At 60.3% G+C, this 20,962-nt stretch carries 19 protein-coding genes; 8 read left to right on the top strand and 11 right to left on the bottom strand.

What is annotated here, in order from left to right; all coding sequences use genetic code 11:
• The first annotated feature begins 6 nt into the window (after positions 1–6).
• The gene (locus tag QRN60_RS14640; RefSeq protein WP_020810995.1) at positions 7–444 is read left to right on the top strand and encodes a hypothetical protein; all 438 of its coding nucleotides are present in this window, start codon (positions 7–9) and stop codon (positions 442–444) included.
• A gap of 171 nt (positions 445–615) precedes the next feature.
• Positions 616–1,599, top strand: coding sequence for a UDP-glucose 4-epimerase GalE (gene galE, locus QRN60_RS14645; RefSeq protein ID WP_060727493.1), 984 nt, complete (start codon positions 616–618; stop codon positions 1,597–1,599).
• Between the two features lie 104 nt (positions 1,600–1,703).
• On the opposite strand, the gene QRN60_RS14650 is transcribed toward galE, so the two are convergent.
• Positions 1,704–2,276 (bottom strand): PRC-barrel domain-containing protein, encoded by a 573-nt coding sequence (locus tag QRN60_RS14650; protein WP_060727494.1) that lies wholly within the window; start codon positions 2,274–2,276, stop codon positions 1,704–1,706.
• Between the two features lie 236 nt (positions 2,277–2,512).
• On the opposite strand from QRN60_RS14650, the gene QRN60_RS14655 reads away from it, so the two are divergent.
• Entirely contained in the window at positions 2,513–4,237 is a 1,725-nt protein-coding gene (locus QRN60_RS14655) for a sensor histidine kinase (RefSeq protein WP_003508750.1), read from the top strand.
• A gap of 297 nt (positions 4,238–4,534) precedes the next feature.
• Here QRN60_RS14655 and QRN60_RS14660 read toward each other — a convergent pair whose 3' ends face one another.
• The gene (locus QRN60_RS14660; RefSeq protein WP_035213313.1) at positions 4,535–5,524 is read right to left on the bottom strand and encodes a sensor histidine kinase; all 990 of its coding nucleotides are present in this window, start codon (positions 5,522–5,524) and stop codon (positions 4,535–4,537) included.
• Positions 5,525–5,619: 95 nt separating this feature from the next.
• On the bottom strand, positions 5,620–6,414 hold the full coding sequence (locus QRN60_RS14665) for a response regulator (RefSeq protein WP_003508747.1): 795 nt from the start codon (positions 6,412–6,414) through the stop codon (positions 5,620–5,622).
• Positions 6,415–6,552: 138 nt separating this feature from the next.
• Between QRN60_RS14665 and QRN60_RS14670 the strand changes: the two genes are divergently transcribed.
• Both QRN60_RS14670 and QRN60_RS14675 read left to right on the top strand, forming a co-directional pair.
• The gene (locus tag QRN60_RS14670) at positions 6,553–6,759 is read left to right on the top strand and encodes a NepR family anti-sigma factor (protein WP_003508746.1); all 207 of its coding nucleotides are present in this window, start codon (positions 6,553–6,555) and stop codon (positions 6,757–6,759) included.
• Positions 6,759–7,325 carry an RNA polymerase sigma factor gene (locus QRN60_RS14675; RefSeq protein WP_003508744.1) on the top strand — a complete coding sequence of 189 codons (567 nt, stop codon included), beginning with the start codon at positions 6,759–6,761 and terminating at the stop codon, positions 7,323–7,325. Before QRN60_RS14670 ends, QRN60_RS14675 begins: the two co-directional genes overlap by 1 nt.
• 59 nt (positions 7,326–7,384) lie before the next feature.
• Here the strand turns inward: QRN60_RS14675 and QRN60_RS14680 are convergent, their stop codons facing one another.
• Positions 7,385–7,855: an Lrp/AsnC family transcriptional regulator gene (locus tag QRN60_RS14680; protein WP_003508741.1), complete on the bottom strand. Its 471-nt coding sequence runs from the start codon at positions 7,853–7,855 to the stop codon at positions 7,385–7,387.
• 175 nt (positions 7,856–8,030) lie between these two features.
• Between QRN60_RS14680 and putA the strand changes: the two genes are divergently transcribed.
• Positions 8,031–11,705, top strand: a complete 3,675-nt coding sequence (putA, locus tag QRN60_RS14685) for a trifunctional transcriptional regulator/proline dehydrogenase/L-glutamate gamma-semialdehyde dehydrogenase (protein WP_111793002.1) — start codon at positions 8,031–8,033, stop codon at positions 11,703–11,705.
• A 45-nt stretch (positions 11,706–11,750) separates the two neighbouring features.
• On the opposite strand, the gene QRN60_RS14690 is transcribed toward putA, so the two are convergent.
• From QRN60_RS14690 to amaB, 4 genes are all read right to left on the bottom strand, one after another.
• Positions 11,751–12,575 carry an ABC transporter ATP-binding protein gene (locus QRN60_RS14690; protein ID WP_020009952.1) on the bottom strand — a complete coding sequence of 275 codons (825 nt, stop codon included), beginning with the start codon at positions 12,573–12,575 and terminating at the stop codon, positions 11,751–11,753.
• Between the two features lie 8 nt (positions 12,576–12,583).
• Positions 12,584–13,363: an ABC transporter permease subunit gene (locus QRN60_RS14695; RefSeq protein WP_111793001.1), complete on the bottom strand. Its 780-nt coding sequence runs from the start codon at positions 13,361–13,363 to the stop codon at positions 12,584–12,586.
• A 15-nt stretch (positions 13,364–13,378) separates the two neighbouring features.
• Positions 13,379–14,332, bottom strand: a complete 954-nt coding sequence (locus tag QRN60_RS14700) for a sulfonate ABC transporter substrate-binding protein (protein ID WP_111793000.1) — start codon at positions 14,330–14,332, stop codon at positions 13,379–13,381.
• 242 nt (positions 14,333–14,574) lie between these two features.
• The gene (amaB, locus tag QRN60_RS14705; RefSeq protein WP_077998595.1) at positions 14,575–16,104 is read right to left on the bottom strand and encodes an L-piperidine-6-carboxylate dehydrogenase; all 1,530 of its coding nucleotides are present in this window, start codon (positions 16,102–16,104) and stop codon (positions 14,575–14,577) included.
• A gap of 201 nt (positions 16,105–16,305) precedes the next feature.
• Between amaB and QRN60_RS14710 the strand changes: the two genes are divergently transcribed.
• The gene (locus QRN60_RS14710; protein ID WP_111784248.1) at positions 16,306–17,208 is read left to right on the top strand and encodes a LysR family transcriptional regulator; all 903 of its coding nucleotides are present in this window, start codon (positions 16,306–16,308) and stop codon (positions 17,206–17,208) included.
• A gap of 17 nt (positions 17,209–17,225) precedes the next feature.
• Here QRN60_RS14710 and QRN60_RS14715 read toward each other — a convergent pair whose 3' ends face one another.
• From QRN60_RS14715 to QRN60_RS14725, 3 genes are all read right to left on the bottom strand, one after another.
• The gene (locus tag QRN60_RS14715) at positions 17,226–18,194 is read right to left on the bottom strand and encodes a glutathione S-transferase family protein (RefSeq protein ID WP_111792999.1); all 969 of its coding nucleotides are present in this window, start codon (positions 18,192–18,194) and stop codon (positions 17,226–17,228) included.
• 105 nt (positions 18,195–18,299) lie between these two features.
• Positions 18,300–19,187, bottom strand: a complete 888-nt coding sequence (locus QRN60_RS14720; RefSeq protein ID WP_111792998.1) for a DMT family transporter — start codon at positions 19,185–19,187, stop codon at positions 18,300–18,302.
• A gap of 167 nt (positions 19,188–19,354) precedes the next feature.
• Positions 19,355–19,504, bottom strand: coding sequence for a hypothetical protein (locus QRN60_RS14725; protein ID WP_162690248.1), 150 nt, complete (start codon positions 19,502–19,504; stop codon positions 19,355–19,357).
• A 63-nt stretch (positions 19,505–19,567) separates the two neighbouring features.
• On the opposite strand from QRN60_RS14725, the gene QRN60_RS14730 reads away from it, so the two are divergent.
• The gene (locus tag QRN60_RS14730) at positions 19,568–20,884 is read left to right on the top strand and encodes a UDP-glucose dehydrogenase family protein (RefSeq protein ID WP_003508722.1); all 1,317 of its coding nucleotides are present in this window, start codon (positions 19,568–19,570) and stop codon (positions 20,882–20,884) included.
• The last annotated feature ends 78 nt before the right edge of the window (positions 20,885–20,962 follow it).

The raw sequence follows: 20,962 nt of genomic DNA on the forward strand, positions 1-20,962 counted from the left end.
GCGCTCATGCTTGAGGCATTGCTGGTCTATCTGGGGGAGACCCAGCGCGAAGGGCGCGTCGTCACAAGGCGATTGCGCGCGACCATAATCCTGTCGGTTCTGACCGGGATATTCTTTCTGATCGCCTTCATCGCCGCCGTGGTGGCGGGGTCCATCTATCTTGCCCGGCATGTGGGTGCAGGCCCCGCGGCGCTGGTCGTCGCCGGCACGGCATTTCTGCTCGGCGTCATCATGCTGGTGGCGCTGGCGATCGTCAAACGCCCGAGAGTCTATGCCGCACGGCCTGCAGTCGCACCTTTCACGGCAGCGCCGCTTGCCGCAGCACCGCTGGCCCTGCAATCGCTGCTGACACTGGCGATCCAGGCGCGTCCCTATGCAACGCTCGCCGTGGCTGTCGCGGCCGGTTTTCTGGCCACCAGGGTCAATACGAAAAAGTCCAAGTAATTTCTTGGCGACACGGCAAGGCAAACCGCGCATCCAGACGATGGATGCGCGGTTTTTTTTATGTTACCCGCGAAGGATAGACTGGTTGATGGCATCCTGCGCCACGCCGCCCTTATTTGAACAAAGTGACATAGAGTCTCGGCGCGTCCGTAATTTTCTGAAAGGCAATTGATGAAGAAGAAAGTCCTTGTCGTCGGCGGTGCCGGCTATATCGGTTCGCACACCTGCCTTCTCCTGTCTGAGCGAGGATATGAACCTGTCGTTTTCGACAATCTGTCCAACGGCCATGAGGAATTCGTCCGCTGGGGACCCTTCGAACAGGGCGATATTCGCGACCGGGCGCGGCTGGACGAGGTCTTCGCCAAACACCGGCCGGAAGCCGTTCTCCACTTCGCCGCACTGATCGAAGTCGGTGAATCGGTCAAGCAGCCCGTGGCTTTCTACGACAACAACGTCATCGGCTCGCTCAACCTGCTCTCCGCCGCCATCGATGCCGGCGTCACGTCATTCGTTTTCTCCTCCACCTGCGCCACGTATGGTTTGCCGGAACAGGTGCCGATCGACGAGACGCACCGGCAGGCGCCGATCAACCCCTATGGCCGCACCAAATGGGTGGTGGAGCAGGCGCTGAAGGATTACAGCACCTATAAGGGGCTTCGCTCCGTCATGCTGCGCTACTTCAATGCCGCGGGCGCGGATTTCGAAGGCCGCATCGGCGAATGGCACAAGCCGGAAACCCATGCGATCCCGCTTGCCATCGAGGCGGCGCTCGGCCGGCGTCAGGGCTTCAAGGTGTTCGGCACGGATTACGACACACGCGATGGCACCTGCGTGCGCGACTATATCCACATTCTCGATCTTGCCGATGCGCATGTGAGGGCGGTGGATTATCTGCTGGATGGCGGGGAAACCGTCGAACTCAACCTCGGCACCGGCACCGGCACCACGGTGAAGGAACTGCTGGCGGCGATTTCGGAAGTCTCCGGCCGCCCCTTCCCCGTTGAATATACCGGACGCCGCGACGGCGATTCCACGACGCTTGTCGCGAATAATGACAAGGCGAAAGAAGTTCTGGGCTGGGAACCGCGTTATTCCCTGGCCGACATCATCAAATCCGCCTGGGCGTGGCATTCCTCCCGCAATGCCGGGGACTGAGTAATCAGCGACCAGATACAAAAAAGACACCGGCCTTCTGGCCGGTGCCTCCCGCGGGACGGCTGATGAAAGCCGGTCCCGCTCCTGCCTCCCAGGTATGGGAATTAGGGCTTGGTGGCGGACGTCGTCGTGCTGTCGGGAGCCGCCGGCACTGCCGCATTCTTTTCGCTGGCCTTCTGTTCCAGCGTCTTGAATTCGGGAGCGGCCTTCAGCGTTTCCGCCGTTTCCGTCGTCGTCAGGCGGATCGTGCCGTCCTGCGCATTACGCGTCATCGTTACCTTGTCCATGGGAACGGCAACGTCCTTTGCGCCGATGCCCAGGAAGCCGCCGACGCCAATCACAGCCGCAACGAGACCACCATCTTCTTCCATGATCAGGTTGGTGACGTTACCGATGCTTTCATCGGCCGCTGTATAGACCGACTTGCCGATATAGTCGTTGGCGCTGACCTGCGTTTCTCCCTGTTCGGTCAGATAGGCGCCGCCCGTCGTTGCAGCCGCGCTGTCATTGGCCGCAGGAGCCGCAGGCGTCATGGGGGTGGCAGGGGTCGCCGGCTCCGTCTGCGTGCTCGGATTTGCCGGCGCAGGCTGGGTAGTGCCCTGAGCGATGGCCAGCGGCGCGAAAGCCGTCGTGCCCATCAGGGCGGCGGTGACGAGTATCGTAAGTTTCTTAGCCATTTCGTACCTTCCTTTCATCGTTCTCAACTGGCCGGCGGGGATGAATTTCATGTCCGCTTTTCGGCCGGTTCGTCTGGCAAACGGGTTGGTCGTTGAAATAGTTCCGATTTTTTCAATCACACCGACGCAATTGCGGCCTGCCGCAACAACCGAAGGTAAAAATCAGGCATTGCTAAAGGGGGATGGCACGGTATTATCCGTGTCGTAACAATGCCATAACTGCCGGAGTTTTTTGTATGCCTCGACCCGGCGACAGACTGAAAGACATGATCTCGGCTTTGCGTCGGCGCAGTGCGAATTTTTTCCCCACCGCCTCCATCGGCACCTATCTGGTGGTGATGGCGACTGTCATCACGCTCCCGCTCATTCTTTTCGGCGGCTATCTGATGCTCCGCCTCGAGGCGGAAAAACGCGACGACCTGCAGCGGGAAACCATCGAGGATGTGCGGGTGGTCTCCCGCAACATCGACCGCCGCCTGCAGGAAATCGCCACCTCGCTCAATCTCCTGTCGCAATTTCCGGAACTCGAGAACGGCAACCTTGCCGCATTTCAGGGACGCGTCGCAGACAGCCTGAAGCGGGAGGGCCTCTACGCCATTCTCGCCACCAAGGACGGCCAGCAGCGTCTCAACACCCGGGTGCCCTATGGCCAGCCACTCGGCAAGGTGCCGGAGGAAGCCAATCTGGCCAGGGCGGTCGACTCCCGTCGCATCACCGTCTCGGACATGTTTTTCGGCTCGACCAGCAAGGAATGGGTGTTCAACGTTACCTTGCCGCTTGGCCCGGAACTGGATTCGGCCGGGGATGCCCTGATCCTGACGCAGAATGCCAGCGACCTCAGCCGGCTGATCCCCACGGAAAACCTGCCGCGCAACTGGGCGGTCGCCATTATCGACGGGACCAATCGCGTCGTCGTTTCCAGCGCGCAGGATGAGGCGGAAGTGGGCAAACCCTTCGTCAACCCTGACGTACTCTCGGAAATGCAGGCCTTCAGCGGCAATTTTTTTGACGGCAAAGGTAATCTCTATGCCTATGCCCAATTGCCGGGCTGGCAATGGAGGACCGTGATGTGGGGGCCGCTTGCGGCGAGCCAGGCGGTGCTGGTGGATACATGGCGACAGATGATGATCGGCAGCCTTGTGCTGGTGCTGATCGCCATTGGTGGCGCCTATCTGGTCGGCCGGCAATTGCGCAGCTCCATTCGTGACCTGACCCTGATGGCCGAGCGCATCGGCGAAGGCGAAATCGTCGCCCCTGTCGATACCAAGATAAAGGAAGCGAACCAGGTCGCCATCGCACTCTCCAACGCGTCTTTTGACAGAAGCCAGTCGGAAGAGCGGCTGCAATTGCTGCTGCACGAACTGGTGCACCGCTCCAAGAACATTCTGACGCTGGTTCAGGCGATGATACGGCAATTGGGGCGCGAGAATAAAAGCATTCCGGAATTCCAGAAGGAGGTGGATCACCGCCTGCGCGGTCTTGGAATGTCGATCCGGGCATTGGCGGAGGTTCAATGGCAGGGCCTGCCTATCCGCAAGCTGATCGAGACCCACCTCGATGTTTTCGGCACCGTGGCGCAGCGCATCATGCTGGTGGGAGATGATTTCATGCTCTCTCCGGAAGCGGCGCAGAATTTCGGCCTGGTAATCCATGAGCTGACGACGAATTCCATCAAATATGGCTCATTGTCGGTTCCATCAGGAAAAATCACGGTGCGATGGCAGTCGCTTGAAAAGGACGGGCGGCAGATGATCCATCTCGTCTGGACCGAAACGGGCGGACCACCGGCGAGAGAGCCAAGCCGCAAGGGCTTCGGCACCACGGTCATCAAAAGGCATGCGGAAGGCGCCTTCGGCGGGCAGGTGGTGACGGAATATCGCGAATCCGGCTTCGAGTGGTCTCTGGAAGCGCCGATCCGTTATTTCACGCCCAAACGATCGGAACAGACAGGCACGCACTGAGGCCGTCCGCTGGCGGGCCGTCTCCGCCATACGGATAGCAAAAAGCAGCGAAAAATGGCTGATATCTTGCGTAATGTTAAAAAAACGCATTTTTCGGGAACCGAATCCGGCCATGCGTGTTTTTACTGCAGGCCAAGCAATTCCCCCGTCCCCGCCTGAAGCTTGGCTGAAAATAAACAGGTTTCACCCCTGAAAACCTGTCATAAAAATAGCACGGCTCTTTCATGGGCCGTGCTTTTTGTTTTTTATCTTCACGAAATGGAAGTTAGACCCGGCTCTGCGAGGAACAGACGGATTTCAGGCGTCCGCGCTGTCGCCGGAGGGAAATCTCAGCCGGTAGACGATCCGTTCAGGCGTCAACTGATACTCGGCGCTTCCCCCCAATGCGGACGGAACCACCTTTTCCAGCACGACACTGCCGAAGCTGCCGCGCCGGGCCTCCGCCGGCTCTTTCGACGGCATCATCGGCTCATTCCATTCGACGACATAAAAATCACCCTCCTGGCGACATTGCAGGGTTATGGGCGGGTGGTAGGCAAGATTGCCGCTATGGCTGACGGTGTTGACAACCAGCTCATGGAAGGCAAGTCCGATATAGAGCGCACCATTCGGGTTGAGGAGAAGGTTCTCCCCTTCCATATGGATGAGGTTCGGATATTCCGGCACGTAAAGATCAAATTGCTGGCGCAGCAGCTCGAATATACGCGCACCCCGCCAGTCCGAATCCGTGATGAGATCCTGACTTTGGGCAAGAGCGTGCAGCCGCCCCCGGAACTTGCGCAGAAAATCATCCTTGGTGAGGCTGAAGCGGGCCGTCTGGCCGGCAAGGCTCTGGATGATCGCCAGCAGGTTCTTGGAGCGGTGGCTGACCTCGCGCAACAGCGAGCGCAGAAGCTGCTCGCGCCGCCTTTCCGCCGTCACTTCGCGAATGGTGGTTTTCATCACCACCTGGTCCGTTTGGTTGAAGGTGGAATGGACTTGAAACTGGAAGACGCGATCATTGCCGGCATTGACTTCCAGCATGCCGCGGCTGCCCGCCGTGTGCATGTCCTTCTTGAGTTCGGCAAGCCGCGCTGACAGATCGTTGCCAAACAGATTTTCATCTGTCGGATGGGAATCTGCCGGAAGTTTCCAGACATCCGGCAGATTGGCCACGAATATATAGTCGCGGTTCCAGTCCTGCAGCATGACTGTCTCACCCGAATCGAGCAAGGCGAGGACGAGCGAGTCGTGAAGTTCGCTTTCGTTCCTCTCCGCGTTATGCCATGCCAGCCGATGCAAATTCATCTCCTTGCAGAAAGCCGCGGGGCATCCCCACGACCGTAACCGCCAACGCCCGGGCACCAGACTGGTTCCCGGTCAGTCCGCGGTTTCGGCAAAATTCACGCCGCGACGCGTGAGCTTTCGTTGAAAAACAGGGCTTGGCTGATAAGCGCTTTCACCATGTCCGGATTAAACGGCTTCGTCACAAGGAAGGTCGGCTCCGGCCGCTCGCCCGTCAGAAGACGTTCGGGGAAAGCCGTGATGAAGATCACCGGGAGGGTGGTCATCTGCAGGATGTCCTTCATCGCATCGAGACCGGAACTGCCATCGGCGAGCTGGATATCGGCGAGGATCATCTTCGGCTGGGTGCGATGGAAGAGCTCGAGCGCTTCGGTGTGAGTGCGGGCAATGCCCGTGACACGGTGGCCGAGATCGGTGACCATCTGTTCGATATCCATGGCGATCAGAGGCTCGTCCTCGATGATCATGATATCGGTCGCCACCTGCCGGGCGATTTCAGACGCCGCCTCATCGATCAGCTTGCCGACCTGATCTTCGGAGACCTTCAGAACCTCTGCGGTTTCCGATGGCGTGAATTCTTCGACAGTCGTCAAAAGGAAAGCCTGACGGGCCAGCGCCGGCACGGCGGAGAGGTTGGCCGAGGCGCGTTTTTCCCATCCCGACAGGTTTTCATCGGTCTTAATATTGATCGTGACGGAACTAAAGATCGATACGAACAATTGATAGAGCGAAACGCGATCGCCGCTTGTCTGCGGGAAAATGCTGATATCGGCGATCAGAGCTTCGAGTGTTGCCGCAACATAGGCATCGCCCGTGGATTGAGAGCCGCAAACGGCACGCGCGAACCTGCGCAGATATGGCAGGTGCGGTGCGATGCGTGTAGAAACTGACATGGAATTCTCCCCTTTCATGCGGTCTGCAGCGCAAACCCACGATAGCAACGTGCGCATCGCAAAAATAGTTCCGGATCGCCGGAACTATTTTTTTTACCGCGCATTATTTGCCACGACACAAAAGGAATACCGGACGTTATGAACATATTTCAATCGGACCAAGAATCTCCGGACAATCCAGCCGCCCCCCAGGTCCCGCACTCCGGGCGGGCGGTGATTTCCCGTAAGCTCAGGGAGCTCTACGATGCCGTTCAGGAAGAGGGCATCCCTGACAAATTCCTCGATCTTCTCGAGAAACTCGATGAAGCCGAAAATAAAGCCAAAGCCAAGGCTTCGGAGGAATGATGGCGAAAGAGCCAGAGCAGACAGAATACAATTTCAAGCGGGAAATGCTGGCGGCGCTGCCAAACCTGCGGGCATTCGCGATATCGCTTATCCGCTCGAGGGATCGTGCTGACGACCTCGTGCAGGACACGATCATGAAGGCCTGGGCCAAACAGGACAGCTACCAGCCGGGCACCAACATGCGCGCATGGCTGGTGACGATCCTGCGCAACGAGTTCTATAGCCAGATCCGCAAATCCGGCCGTGAGGTGCAGGATACGGACGGGGTCTATACCTCGCGCCTGTCAGTCCCGCCCGAACAGCATGGTTCGGTGGATCTTCAGGATTTCCGGGCAGCACTCGCAAAGTTGCCGGATGACCAGCGTGAAGCCATCCTGCTGATCGGCGCCTCGGGTTTTGCCTATGAGGAAGCCGCCGAAATCTGCGGCTGCCCGGTCGGCACGATCAAGAGCCGTGTCAGCCGTGCAAGACTGCGCCTGCAGGAATTGCTGGGCATCGAAAACGAAAACGAGTTTGGTCCGGACGCGCAGATGAGCGCGGTCACCGCCGCAGCCACGGCGCGCTGAGAAAACCGAACAGCCAAAACGGGCAGGCAGTCGCCTGCCCGTTTTTTTATGTCCGCTTTTCAGATGCCGGTTTCCTTCACCGATTGCATGACCACGAATGTCGAGGTGTTGGAGACGGATGGCAGGCTGGAGATCTTCTCACCGAGTACCCTTCGGTATTTGCGGATATCGCTGGTGCGCACCTTCAGAAGATAATCGAAGGCGCCGGCGATCATGTGGCACTCCTCCACTTCCTTGATCTTGCGCACCGCCGTGTTGAACTCCTCCAGCGCCTTTTCCCGCGTATCGGAGAGTTTCACCTCAGCGAAGGCGATGTGATCGACGCCGAGCTTCTCCGGGTTGAGCATGGCGCGGAAGCCGAGAATATAGCCCTCATCCACCAGCCGCTTCAGCCGCGTCTGGCAGGGCGTCTTGGAAAGGCCTACCCTTTTCGACAATTGCAGAACGGACATGCGCCCATCCTCGCTGAGCGCCTCGAGAATCTTGAGATCGAAGTGGTCCAGACCGTCTGTTTTCTGACTGTTTGCCATGTGATTTCACGCCAAATCTGAAAAATAAAAGTTCATATTGCCTGTTTTATCCTGAAAATAGGGCCATAGCAATTTCTGCGATGATGATATTGTCTGCGACAGGATGACAAGCGGCGGGCGGAGGACACGCTGCCGCCGACGGTCTGTCTTCAACAGCTTTTTCAGGATTTTCAGAATGGCCGATGGTGCAAGCAACGCCGGTGTAATGGCGAACGGTATCTTCCAGAATTTTGCACCGCCGGTGCGCGAGCAGAGCCTGCTACGCAAGGCAATCACCGCCGCCTATCGCCGCCCCGAAGAAGAATGCCTTGCGCCACTGCTCGACGCGGCAACGGTGACGGCTGAAGAGGCGAAAGCCATTCGCGACACTGCCCGAAAACTGATCGAGGCATTGCGTGCCAAGACCAAGGGCACCGGCGTCGAGGGGCTTGTGCAGGAATATTCGCTTTCCAGCCATGAGGGCGTGGCGCTGATGTGCCTTGCCGAAGCGCTGCTGCGCATTCCCGACACCGCCACCCGCGACGCGCTGATCCGCGACAAGATCGCGCGCGGTGACTGGAAATCCCATATTGGCGGCGGGCGCTCGCTCTTCGTCAATGCCGCAACCTGGGGGCTCGTCATCACCGGCAAGCTGACCTCGACGGTCAATGACAGCGGCCTTTCGGCGGCGCTCACCAAGCTGATCGCCCGGGCCGGCGAACCCGTCATCCGCCGTGGCGTCGACATGGCCATGCGCATGATGGGCGAGCAATTCGTGACCGGGGAGACGATCGGCGAAGCGATCAAGCGTTCGAAGCCGCTGGAAGAACAGGGCTTCCAATATTCCTACGACATGCTGGGCGAAGCCGCGACCACCGCGAAGGATGCGGAGCGTTATTACAAGGATTACGAAAACGCCATCCACGCCATCGGCAAGGCGTCTGCCGGCCGCGGCATCTATGGCGGGCCAGGCATTTCGATCAAGCTTTCGGCGCTGCATCCGCGTTACGCCCGTGCCCAGGCCGAGCGGGTGATGGCGGAGCTTTTGCCGCGCGTCAAATCGCTGATGCTGCTCAGCAAGAAATACGATATCGGCCTCAATATCGACGCGGAGGAAGCCGACCGGCTGGAACTGTCGCTTGACCTTCTGGAGGAACTGGCGCTCGACAAGGACCTCGCCGGCTGGAACGGCCTCGGTTTCGTCGTGCAGGCCTATGGCCGCCGCTGCCCCTTCGTTCTGGATTACATCATTGATCTCGCCCGCCGTTCGGGACGCCGCATCATGGTGCGCCTCGTCAAGGGCGCTTACTGGGATGCGGAAATCAAGCGCGCGCAGGTGGAAGGGCTGGAAGATTTCCCGGTCTTCACCCGCAAGGTCCACACTGACGTCTCCTACATCGCCTGCGCCCGCAAGCTGCTCGCCGCGCGCGATCTGGTCTTCCCGCAATTTGCGACCCATAACGCGCAGTCCATGGCGACGATCTACCATCTCGCCGGTCCTGACTTCAAACTCGGCGACTACGAGTTCCAGTGCCTGCATGGCATGGGCGAACCGCTTTACAGCGAAGTCGTCGGCAAGAAGAAGCTCGACCGGCCCTGCCGTTTTTATGCCCCCGTCGGCACCCATGAGACGCTGCTGGCCTATCTCGTCCGCCGCCTGCTGGAAAACGGCGCGAACTCTTCCTTCGTCAACCGCATTGCCGATCCCGCCGTACCGGTGGACTCCCTGCTGGAAGACCCGGTCGCGGTGGTCAAGGCCTATGCCGTTCCCGGCGCACGGCATGACCGCATCGCCGCGCCCGCCGACCTGTTCGGCCCGGAACGTAAAAACTCCGCCGGCCTCGATCTTTCCAGTGAAACGACGCTCTCTGCACTGGACAATACCCTGAAAGCAGGTGCTGCGACCGAATGGAAAGCCACAGCGCCACAGGCAGGTGGCAACACGCGCCCGGTTCTCAATCCCGGCGACCACAATGATATCGTCGGCCATGTGACAGAACCGACGCAGGCCGATGTCGAAGCCGCCATGCAGCGGGCAGCAGCCTCGAACTGGCCTTCCACCCCGGTGGAAGAACGCGCCGCCTGCCTGGAGCGCGCCGCCGACGCCATGCAGGCCGAAATGCCCGCCCTGCTCGGCCTCATCATGCGCGAGGCGGGAAAATCCATGCCGAACGCCATTGCCGAAGTGCGCGAGGCCATCGACTTCCTGCGTTATTATGCGGCGGAAGCCCGCAGGAACTTCAAGACCGGCGAGATGCCGCTCGGTCCGGTCGTCTGTATCAGCCCCTGGAATTTCCCGCTCGCCATCTTCATCGGTCAGGTCACGGCGGCGCTGGTTGCCGGCAATCCGGTTCTGGCGAAGCCCGCCGAAGAAACGCCGCTGATCGCGGCCCAGGGCGTGCGCCTGCTGCATGAGGCCGGCGTTCCGCAGGATGCCGTGCAGCTTCTGCCGGGCGACGGCAAGACGGGTGCGGCACTCGTCGGCTCCCCGCTGACGGCGGGCGTGATGTTCACCGGCTCGACGGAAGTGGCACGGCTCATTCAGGGCCAGCTTGCCGGCCGGGTTCTGGCCAATGGCCAGCCGGTTCCGCTGATTGCCGAGACTGGCGGCCAGAACGCCATGATCGTCGATTCCTCGGCGCTTGCCGAGCAGGTCGTCGCCGATGTCATCGCGTCTGCCTTCGACAGCGCCGGCCAGCGCTGCTCGGCGCTGCGCATTCTCTGCCTGCAGGAAGATGTGGCGGATCGCACGCTGACCATGCTGAAGGGCGCGCTGCATGAGCTGCGCATCGGCCGTACCGACCGGCTTTCCGTCGATGTCGGCCCTGTCATCACCGCCGAGGCGAAGGGCATCATCGAAAAGCACATCGAGGGCATGCGCGGGCTCGGCCACCGGATCGAACAGATCGAGCTTGCTGGAGAAACCGGCAAGGGCACCTTCGTGCCGCCGACGATCATCGAGATGAAATCGCTGGCCGATCTGAAGCGCGAAGTCTTCGGGCCGGTGCTGCATGTCATCCGCTTCAAGCGCGACAATCTCGACCGGCTGATCGACCAGATCAACGCCACCGGCTATGGCCTGACCTTCGGCCTGCATACGCGTCTTGACGATACGATCCAGCACGTCCTGTCGCGTGTCGCGGCCGGCAATCTTTATGTGAACCGCAACATCATCGGCGCGGTGGTCGGCGTACAGCCCTTTGGCGGACGCGGCCTTTCCGGTACCGGTCCCAAGGCTGGCGGCCCGCTCTATCTCGGCCGCATGACGCAGGAAGCGCCGAGGATCGACCGCGTTGCGAGCCAGCAGGATCAGGCAGCCGTCGATCTCGCCCGCTGGCTGGACGAAAACGGCGAAACCGTCGCGGCCGAAGCCGCACGGCAGGCGGCAGCACTTTCCGGCCTTGGCTTCGAAACCGAGCTGGCGGGTCCTGTCGGCGAACGCAACGTCTATGCGCTGCATCCACGCGGCAAAATCCTGCTGGTGCCGGCAACTGAACAGGGGCTCTACCGCCAGCTTGCCGCGGCGCTTTCCACGGGTAACTCGGTTGTCATCGACAATGCGTCGGGACTGGAAAAATCCATTTACGGACTGCCCGCAACCGTGACCTCACGGATTGTCTGGGCGGATGACTGGGCAAAGTCCGGTCCCTTCGCCGGCGCACTGGTCGAGGGCGATGCGGAGCGTATCGTGGCGGTCAACAAAAAGATCGCCGCCCTGCCCGGCCCGCTGGTTCTCGTTCAGGCCGCGACAACGGAAGCGCTTACCAGTGAAAGCCAGCCCTATAATCTCGACTGGCTGGTCGAAGAAGTCTCCGTCAGCGTCAACACCACAGCCGCCGGCGGCAATGCCAGCCTGATGAGCATTGGCTGATGATATTATCCGGCGGGGCCTTCGGCCCTGCCGGTTCATCCTTTATCAGCTGACATCACCACGGCCGAAGAGCTGGTTCAGAACCTGCTCTTCCAGTCTCGCAAATTCCGCCGTGCCGTGGCGGCGCGGGCGCGGCAGTTTCACATCGAGATCGAGCGCGATGCGCCCCTCATCGATGACGACGATGCGATCCGCGAGAGCAACGGCCTCGGAAACATCATGGGTGACGAGGACGGCGGTGAATTTCTGCTTGCGCCAGATGCGCTCCAGCAGAAGCTGCATTTCGATGCGGGTAAGTGCATCGAGCGCGCCAAGCGGCTCATCCAGCGCCAGGATCTGCGGATGGGCGACAAGAGCGCGCGCCAGCGCCACGCGCTGCTTCTGGCCGCCCGAGAGCACATAGGGCCATTCGCCCGCCCGGTCCTTCAGGCCCACCTCATCGAGAATGGCAAGGGCCTGCTCCTTTGCCGCCTCTCCTTTGGCGATGCCGGTCAGCCCCACGGACACGTTATTCGCGATACGCTCCCACGGCAGAAGACGCGGCTCCTGAAACATCATACGGGTGCGGCTCGATGGGTCTTTCGAGACGGTTCCGGTCGTCGGCGTGTCGAGACCGGCCAGAATACGCAGGAGCGTGCTCTTGCCGCAGCCGCTTTTGCCGATGACGGCCAGAAACTCGCCTTCCCGCACATCGAGATCGATGCCGCGCAGAACCGGCTTGTCACCAAAGCTCTTCGTGACGTTGCGGAAGCTGAAGGCGACCTTGCCATCGGTCGATTTCGTGCGGTGTTCGGTCTTCGCCTCCGTTTCAGGCGGAATGGGTGGCCGGGCATCGGGGCGTCTCAGCGTCGTCACATTACCGGTCGACATGGGTTACCTCAGACTTTCTTGAAGGCTGGATGCCATTGCAGGAAGATGCTTTCGAGGAAGCGGGCGAAACTGTCGGCCAGCTTGCCGAGAAGCGCATAGATGAGGATCGACAGCACGACGACATCGATCAGCAGGAACTCGCGCGCCTGCATGGCCATGTAGCCGAGGCCGGAGGAGGAAGAGATGGTTTCCGCCACGATAAGCGTCAGCCACATGATACCGAGCGCATAACGCAGGCCGGTGAAGATGGCGGGCAGCGCGCCGGGCAGAATGACTCGCCGGAAAAGCGTAAAGGGCGACATGCCATAAGTGCGGCCCATCTCCACCAGTTGCGGATCGACACCCTGAATGCCGAGAAGCGTGTTGATGTAGATCGGGAAAAACACTCCCAGCGCAACGAGAAAGAGCTTCGCCTCCTCATCGATGCCGAACCACAGGATGACGAGCGGAATGAGCGCCAGATGCGGAATGTTGCGGATCATCTGCAGCGTCGTATCGGTGAAGCTGCGGGAAAATCTGGACAGGCCATTCGCCAGCCCGAAGATGAAGCCTATGGAACCGCCGATGGCGAAACCGGCGAGTGCGCGGGCGGAACTGACGCCAATATTGGCGACAAGCTCACCCGAGAGCAAAAGCCGCCAGAAGGCTTCCGCGACAGCGGAAGGGGCCGGAAGCACATTGGCGGAAATCAGACCGGCGCGCGCCGCCGCCTCCCACCCTGCAAGAATGAGTGCGGGGAGCAGCCAGCCTGTGATTCCGCCAATCTCGATACGCTTTCCGGTGCTCACGGCGTTTCCTCCGGCTCAGTTCGTCGCGCCCGACCAGACGGCATCCTTGATGCTGATCTGTTTCGGGATCAGGCCGAGACGATAAAAGCGGTCGGCGGTTTCCTGCTGGCTGGCGATTATCTTGTCGTCAATCTTGGCAATGCCGAATTCAGAACGGTTCGCGGCCAACGTCTGCGCCTCCAGCGGAACACCCGTCACCTCATGCAGGGCGGCAGCAACCTTGTCGCGATTGGCGGCGGACCATTTCGCCGCCTCGCCCAGCGCATCAATGGTGGTGTTGATGGTGTCCGCATGGGATTTGGCATAATCGCGATTGGCGAGGAAATAGGTGCTGACCGCAAGCACATCGCTGGTGCGGGCAAGCGTCACCGGCTTGTAGCGGGTTTCGGCGATCGCGTAGAACGGATCCCAGACGGCCCAGGCCTCAATCTTGTCGCTGGCGAAAGCGGCCGCGGCATCGGCGGGGCTGAGATAGATCACCTCGATATCGCTGAACTTCAGCCCGTTCTTCTCCAGCGCCGCGACCAGCAGATTGTGCGCGCTGGTGCCTTTGCCGACGCCGACCTTCCTGCCCTTCAAATCGGCGACCGACTTGATGCCGCTTTCGGGCTTGGTGAAGATCGCCTCGCCCTTGCCGTTAGAGGGAAGAGCCGCGACATAAACGATGGCCGAACCCGCCGCCTGCCCGAAGATCGGCGGCGCATCGCCGGTCCAGCCGACATTGATGGAGCCGACATTCAAAGCCTCCACCAGCGGCGGGCCTGCGGTGAATTCGACCCAGGAAACCTTCACGCCCTTGGCCTCGAGCGCCTTTTCAATGACGCCCTGCTGCCGGGCGATAACCGGCAGGCCGGTTTTCTGATAACCGATCTTCAGCTCTTCCGCCGCCTGCGCCTGCAGCGGCAGGACGGAGAATGCGGCGGCAACAAAAAGGCTGGCGGAAAGCGCACGGCGGGTGATGGCTGGCATTTCATCTCCTTGTCACCAGCCCCTCTGGCCGGTTCACGATATGGAGCAATGCTAGGGTTTTCCAGTAAAACGATAGAGAGACGATAATTCAATATGAGCGATATTGCGGGAATAAAATTCCGCGCAAATGCGTCTTTTCCGCAAATCGTCTCGGGCACCCTCGTCTGACCCATCAAATAGAAATGCCGGCGCGGATGACGCCGCGCCGGCACGATGGATCAATTTTTCTATCGCCGAGGCGATTATTCGATATCGAAGGAAACGCCCTGCGCCAGCGGCAGCGCCTTGGAGTAGTTGATGGTGTTGGTGGCGCGGCGCATATAGGCCTTCCACGCATCCGAACCGGATTCACGGCCGCCGCCGGTTTCCTTCTCACCGCCGAAGGCGCCACCGATTTCCGCACCCGAGGTGCCGATATTGACATTGGCAATGCCGCAATCGGAGCCTTCCGACGACAGGAACCGTTCCGATTCCTGCATATCGCGGGTGAAGATCGATGAGGAAAGACCAGCCGCGACGGCGTTATGGTCGTCAATCGCCTGGTCGAGATCGCTGTATTTCATGACATAGAGGATCGGCGCGAAGGTTTCTTCCAGCACCGGTCCCGCCTGCTTCGGCATTTCGACAAGCGCCGGCTTGACGTAATAGGCATCCGGCGCACCCGTATCCACACGGCCGCCGCCATTTACCACGCCATCATGGGCTTTCGCCGCTTCGAGGGCCTTCTGCATGCCGTCGAAAGCCGCCTTGTCGACCAGCGGGCCGACGAGTGCGGAGGTTTCCAGCGGGTTGCCGACAGAAACGGAGGCATAAGCCTTTTTCAGACGCGGCACGAGCTGGTCATAAACGCTGTCATGCACGAAGAGACGGCGAAGCGTGGTGCAGCGCTGGCCGGCCGTACCCATGGCGCCGAAGGCGATGGCGCGCAGCGCCATGTCGAGATCGGCGGACGGGCAGACGATGCCGGCATTGTTGCCGCCAAGCTCCAGAATGGCGCGGGCGAAGCGTTTCGCCAGACGCGGGCCGACATCGCGGCCCATGCGGGTGGAGCCGGTGGCCGAGACGAGCGGCACCTTGGGATTGTCCACCAATGCCTCACCCACGGCGCGGTCGCCGATCAGCAGCTGGGACAGGCCTTCCGGCGCATCACCGAAACGGGCGGCGGCGCGTTCGAAGATGCCCTGAACGGCCAGCGCCGTGAGCGGCGTCTTTTCCGAAGGCTTCCAGACAACCGAGTTGCCGCAGACGATGGCGAGTGCCGCATTCCACGACCACACCGCGACCGGGAAATTGAAGGCGGAGATGACGCCGACGACGCCGAGCGGATGCCAGGTTTCCATCATCCGGTGGCCGGGGCGTTCGGTGGCGATGGTGAGGCCATAAAGCTGGCGGGAAAGGCCGACCGCGAAATCGCAGATATCGATCATTTCCTGCACTTCGCCGAGACCTTCGGAGGGAACCTTGCCTGCTTCCAGCGAGACGAGACGTCCGAGATCGGCCTTAAAAGCCCGCAGCTCTTCGCCGAGCAGCCGGATCAGTTCGCCACGGCGGGGCGCCGGTACATTGCGCCATACCTTGAAGGCGGCATCGGCCCTGTCGACCACGGCGGCGACACCTTCGACCGAGATGGTCTTGAGGCTCGCGACCTGTTCACCGGTCACCGGGCTGAAGGAGGCCATATCGCCGCCGGTATAGAGATCGCGGGCAACGCCCATCCTGTCGAGCAGGGCCGCGGCTTCCTGTTTCACGTCGAGCTTCGTGGTCGCATCCATGTCCATCGTCCTTTTGGCTGAAAGGGGAGGAAAGGCCGTTTTGATACGGCGCTTTCAACTCCCGTCACTCGTCTTTCCCCGAATTTGTCATTCGTTCTTTGAAACTGGCGTTTTGCACCGTTCCATTCTTTCCCGTAATCATATATGGCCATAATGACCCTTTTCCAATGAGGAAAGCGGGTAAGTTGATGCGAGAATGGAATGGATCCACGCCGAAGACTGGTCCCTGACATCGTTACCCTGCAGGCGTTCGAATGCGCGGCACGGCACGGCAATTTTACGCGTGCTGCGGAAGAACTCAACCTCACGCAGAGCGCGGTGAGCCGGCAGATCGGCGAACTCGAAGCGCAGACGGGAATGCAGCTGTTCGAGCGCATCCGCAGGCGGGTCGTGCTTTCAGAGGCGGGGCGCAAATTCCTGCCCGATGTGCGGCGCCTCCTGCAGCAATCCGAGCAGCTGATGGTGCGCGCGGTTTCGGCAGGAACATCGCAGGCATCGCTTTCGGTAGCGACACTGCCGACATTCGGCAGCCGCTGGCTGATGCCGCGCCTCTCCCGCTTCATCGACACCAATCCTGATATGACGATCACGATCGGCTCACGATCGCACCCCTTCGATTTCGACGAGGAAGGGTTCGATCTCGCCATTCATTATGGCCAGCCGGTCTGGGCGCATGGCACCTGCACATTTTTATGCAATGAGGTGATCGTGCCGGTCGCGAGCCCCGCCCTGCTGCACCGCGCCGGCGTGAGTCGGCCGCAGGACCTGACCGGGCAACCGCTCCTGCATGTGACGACGCGGCCGAAACTATGGACGGAATGGCTGGAAATGAACGGGGTGACGGCTGATAATGCCTATCAGGGCAGCCGTTTCGACCAGTTCTCCATGATCATCGAGGCTGCGGCGAGCGGCATCGGTTTCGCCCTTCTGCCGAAATATCTCATCGAGGCGGAGATCGCCTCCGGCCGCCTCGAAATCGTCTTCGACATCCCGCTGCAGACCGACAAGAGCTATTACGTGGCCCTGCCGGAAGGACGGCAGGACAATGCGCTGGCCCGCGCCTTTCAGGCCTGGCTGCTCGATCAGGTCGGCAAGCCGGTTTAGTCCGTTATCCGTTCACCTCACAGCGAAACGTCATCCAGCCCCGGAAGATCAGGACCGACAGGCACGATGCGGGTCGGGTTGAGCGCCTTGATGGAATAATAACCGCGCTTGATATGGTCGATATTGACCGTGTCACGCACGCCCGGAACGTTCAGCACCCGCATCATATAAGCCTGCAGGGCGGGATAATCGGCGATGCGGCGGAGATTGCATTTGAACAGGCCGTAATAGGCGGCATCGAAACGCACCAGCGTCACAAAAAACCGGACATCCGTTTCGGTCAGGAGACCGCCGAAAAGGAAAGGCCCGCCTGAGACGAGGCGGATTTCAAGCTCCTGAAGCGTCGCGAACACGTCGGCGAAGGCTTCTTCATAAGCGACCTGCGTGGTGGCAAAACCGGTTCTGTAAACGCCGTTGTTGAGCCGCGGATAGATGTGGTCATTGAGAGCATCGATCTCATCGCGCAGCGCTTCCGGATACAGGTCCACGCCATTGTCGGCCAGAGCGCCGAAACCGGAATTCAGCATGCGCAGAATATCGGCGGATTCGTTGTTGACGATGGTTTTCGTCTTTTTGTCCCAGAGCACGGGCACGGTGGCGCGACCGGTATAGTGCGGATCCGCGCTGGTATAGACCTCATGCATATAGGTAAAGCCGTTGAGCGTATCGCGATCCGAGCCCGGATAGTCGCCGAATTTCCAGCCCTCGTCGGAAAGGGCGGGCTCGACAACGGAGACCGAAATCACCTCTTCCAGCTTCTTCAACTTCCGGCCAATCAGCGTGCGCGATGCCCAGGGGCAAATCAGCGCGACGTAAAGATGATAGCGGCCGGGCTCAGCGGCAAAACCGCCCTCACCCGTTGGTCCAGCCGAACCGTCAGGTGTCACCCAGTTGCGGAAGCCCGAGGTCTGGCGGACAAAGCCGCCTTTCTTGTCGGTCGCCTGCACCGGATGCCAGTCAGCGGTCCATTTTCCATCCACGAGCATTTGCGGCTCCCCGTTCATCTAAAGATGAAAGCCTTATGGGCCGGGTCACCACCGCTTCACAAGCCGCGCTTCGGTTGACGCACTGTTTCCGATCGGCGGATGGACTCAAAGGCGATTGCGGAAAAACGGGTTCCAGCGCACGGTGCCCAGCCTCACCTTTTCGCGGATCATCGTGAGCAGCCCCGATGCGGCGATGACGCTCAATCCCAGCACCGCCATGGCGTCAGGATATTCGTGGAAGAAGGCCATGCCGATCGCCACGGCCCAGAGGATTTGCGAATAATGCGACGGCGCAATCTGGCTCGCCGGCGCGATACGGGTTGCGACCAGAAGCGTGACCTGCCCCGTTGCCGTGCAAAGCCCGATGAAGGCGAAGGCCAGAAGCTGGTGCAGATCGGGCATGACAAAATCGGGGATGGAGGCAATACCGTTGAAGGTGAGGCCATAGATCAACAGCACGCCCATGATCGAAGTCCGCTTTTCCTTGCCCGCAAGTGAGCGCAAAAGCACGATGGTCATGGCCGCCAGGAACGCGACGCCGATGGCGGCGATATGCCCAAGTTCCAGCGTCTTGAAGCCCGGCCGCACGACGAGGATGACACCGACGATGCCGGCCAGAACCGCCGCCCAGCGCCAGGGGCCGATATTCTCCTTCAGCACGACGGCGGAAAGGACGGTCACGAAGAGCGGTGACAGGAAGATCAGCGCATAGGCTTCCGCCAGCGGAATGGTGGTGAAGGCATAGATGCCTAACATACCGGCGAAGAGGCCGGAAATGGCCCGGCCATGCACGGCGAAAGGCCGGCTCATGCGCCAGAATTCACGCCATCTTTCCTCGCGCGGCTTGCTGAAGAAGATGAAGATGCCGGAAAAGAGGATGCTGAAGAAGCCGATTTCGAAAACGCTGATCTGCGATCCAAGCGACTTGATGGTGGCATCGCCCAAGGAAAAGGTCGCATAAGCGAACAGGCCGAGCAGAAAACCCTTTTGCATTTGAACGTCCCCGAACACCGACCGCAACGCAAAGCTTCCCCCGGTCGCGTGAAGCAACCCGGACGCCCCTTCAAGGGGCAGACAGTCTGGCAGATTTGATCCTCACCCTATGGCTAGACCCGGCTACCTATGAGTGCAAGCCGCAAAACAGGCAAAAATGCGCGATCTCACCGCATCGATGCAATCGGCTGCAAGGTGCGGCAAATTTGTCCCGCCGCGGCCATCACATCACCGTCATGGAAAGAGGTTAGCCGGTGTTGATCGTGGCGCTTGGCGACGGGCATGAAGGCGGCTAAGTATGTCATGGTATTTTTCACCCGCCGATTTCCCCGGCCGGTGTCGCTGCGTTAACATGACCTCGCTAACCGAAAGGAAAAAGAATGCGGATTGTGATGATCGGTTCGGGTTATGTCGGCCTCGTGTCCGGCGCGTGTTTTGCAGATTTCGGCCATGACGTGGTCTGCGTCGACAAGATGCCGGAGAAGATCGAAGCCCTGAAAAACGGCCATATCCCGATCTTCGAGCCGGGTCTCGATGTCATCGTTGCCAACAATGCCAAGGCTGGCCGATTGAGCTTCACGACGGATCTTTCCGCCGCGGTCGCCAATGCCGAGGTCGTCTTCATCGCGGTCGGCACCCCCTCGCGGCGCGGCGATGGCCATGCCGATCTCGGTTATGTCTATGCGGCGGCGAAAGAGATCGCCCATGCACTCGACGGATTTACCGTCATCGTCACCAAATCCACCGTTCCCGTCGGCACCGGTGACGAGGTGGAACGCATCATCCACGAGGAAAACCCCTCGGCCGATTTCGCCGTGGTCTCCAACCCGGAATTCCTGCGCGAAGGTGCCGCCATTGAGGATTTCAAGCGGCCGGACCGCATCGTCGTCGGCCTTTCGGATGAGCGCGCCCGCCCCGTCATGACCGAGGTTTACCGCCCGCTTTATCTCAACCAGTCGCCGCTGCTCTTCACCACCAGACGTGCATCCGAACTCATCAAATATGCCGCCAACGCTTTTCTGGCGATGAAGATCACCTTCATCAACGAGATGGCTGATCTGTGCGAAAAGGTCGGCGCCAATGTGCAGGATGTCTCGCGCGGCATCGGGCTCGATGGCCGTATCGGCCCGAAATTCCTGCATGCCGGCCCCGGTTATGGCGGCTCCTGTTTTCCCAAGGACACGCTGGCGCTCGCCAAGACCGCGCAGGACTATGACGCCCCGGTGCGGCTGATCGAGACCACCATCGCCATCAACGACAACCGCAAGCGCGCCATGGGCCGCAAGGTCATCAACGCGATGGGCGGTGATGTGCGCGGCAAGAAGATTGCCGTGCTTGGCCTCACCTTCAAGCCGAATACCGACGACATGCGCGACAGCCCGGCAATCGCCATCATCCAGACCCTGCAGGATGGCGGCGCGAAAGTGGTCGGTTACGATCCGGAAGGCATGGCGAATGCCCGCCACCTGATGGAAGACATCGACTATGCGGACGGCCCTTACGAGGCAGCGGAAGACGCCGACGCCGTGGTGATCGTGACGGAATGGAACCAGTTCCGCGCGCTCGACCTGCCGCGCCTGAAGGCGATCATGAAAAGCCCTGTTCTGGTGGACCTGCGCAATATCTACCGCACGGATGAAGTCGCCGCGCATGGCTTCATCTATGCCGCAGTCGGTCGTCCGCACGAAGGCGCATAGAGGTTTCGTTTTCTCAATTTCATTAAAAGGTTTTCTGCGCTTCGGTCAGACCGAAAACGCACCAACGGATTCGGGATA

Origin of the sequence: Agrobacterium sp. CFBP2214 (genome assembly GCF_030209895.1) — a bacterium.
Taxonomy (GTDB): Bacteria; Pseudomonadota; Alphaproteobacteria; order Rhizobiales; family Rhizobiaceae; genus Agrobacterium; species Agrobacterium radiobacter.

What these genes read in the sequence shown, in the direction of transcription:
- QRN60_RS14640 (WP_020810995.1), top strand. Translation starts at nt 7, where the DNA reads ATGCTTGAGGCATTGCTGGTCTATCTGGGGGAGACCCAGCGCGAAGGG.
- galE (WP_060727493.1), top strand. Translation starts at nt 616, where the DNA reads ATGAAGAAGAAAGTCCTTGTCGTCGGCGGTGCCGGCTATATCGGTTCG.
- QRN60_RS14650 (WP_060727494.1), bottom strand. Translation starts at nt 2,276, where the DNA reads ATGGCTAAGAAACTTACGATACTCGTCACCGCCGCCCTGATGGGCACG.
- QRN60_RS14655 (WP_003508750.1), top strand. Translation starts at nt 2,513, where the DNA reads ATGCCTCGACCCGGCGACAGACTGAAAGACATGATCTCGGCTTTGCGT.
- QRN60_RS14660 (WP_035213313.1), bottom strand. Translation starts at nt 5,524, where the DNA reads ATGAATTTGCATCGGCTGGCATGGCATAACGCGGAGAGGAACGAAAGC.
- QRN60_RS14665 (WP_003508747.1), bottom strand. Translation starts at nt 6,414, where the DNA reads ATGTCAGTTTCTACACGCATCGCACCGCACCTGCCATATCTGCGCAGG.
- QRN60_RS14670 (WP_003508746.1), top strand. Translation starts at nt 6,553, where the DNA reads ATGAACATATTTCAATCGGACCAAGAATCTCCGGACAATCCAGCCGCC.
- QRN60_RS14675 (WP_003508744.1), top strand. Translation starts at nt 6,759, where the DNA reads ATGGCGAAAGAGCCAGAGCAGACAGAATACAATTTCAAGCGGGAAATG.
- QRN60_RS14680 (WP_003508741.1), bottom strand. Translation starts at nt 7,855, where the DNA reads ATGGCAAACAGTCAGAAAACAGACGGTCTGGACCACTTCGATCTCAAG.
- putA (WP_111793002.1), top strand. Translation starts at nt 8,031, where the DNA reads ATGGCCGATGGTGCAAGCAACGCCGGTGTAATGGCGAACGGTATCTTC.
- QRN60_RS14690 (WP_020009952.1), bottom strand. Translation starts at nt 12,575, where the DNA reads ATGTCGACCGGTAATGTGACGACGCTGAGACGCCCCGATGCCCGGCCA.
- QRN60_RS14700 (WP_111793000.1), bottom strand. Translation starts at nt 14,332, where the DNA reads ATGCCAGCCATCACCCGCCGTGCGCTTTCCGCCAGCCTTTTTGTTGCC.
- amaB (WP_077998595.1), bottom strand. Translation starts at nt 16,104, where the DNA reads ATGGATGCGACCACGAAGCTCGACGTGAAACAGGAAGCCGCGGCCCTG.
- QRN60_RS14710 (WP_111784248.1), top strand. Translation starts at nt 16,306, where the DNA reads ATGGATCCACGCCGAAGACTGGTCCCTGACATCGTTACCCTGCAGGCG.
- QRN60_RS14715 (WP_111792999.1), bottom strand. Translation starts at nt 18,194, where the DNA reads ATGCTCGTGGATGGAAAATGGACCGCTGACTGGCATCCGGTGCAGGCG.
- QRN60_RS14720 (WP_111792998.1), bottom strand. Translation starts at nt 19,187, where the DNA reads ATGCAAAAGGGTTTTCTGCTCGGCCTGTTCGCTTATGCGACCTTTTCC.
- QRN60_RS14730 (WP_003508722.1), top strand. Translation starts at nt 19,568, where the DNA reads ATGCGGATTGTGATGATCGGTTCGGGTTATGTCGGCCTCGTGTCCGGC.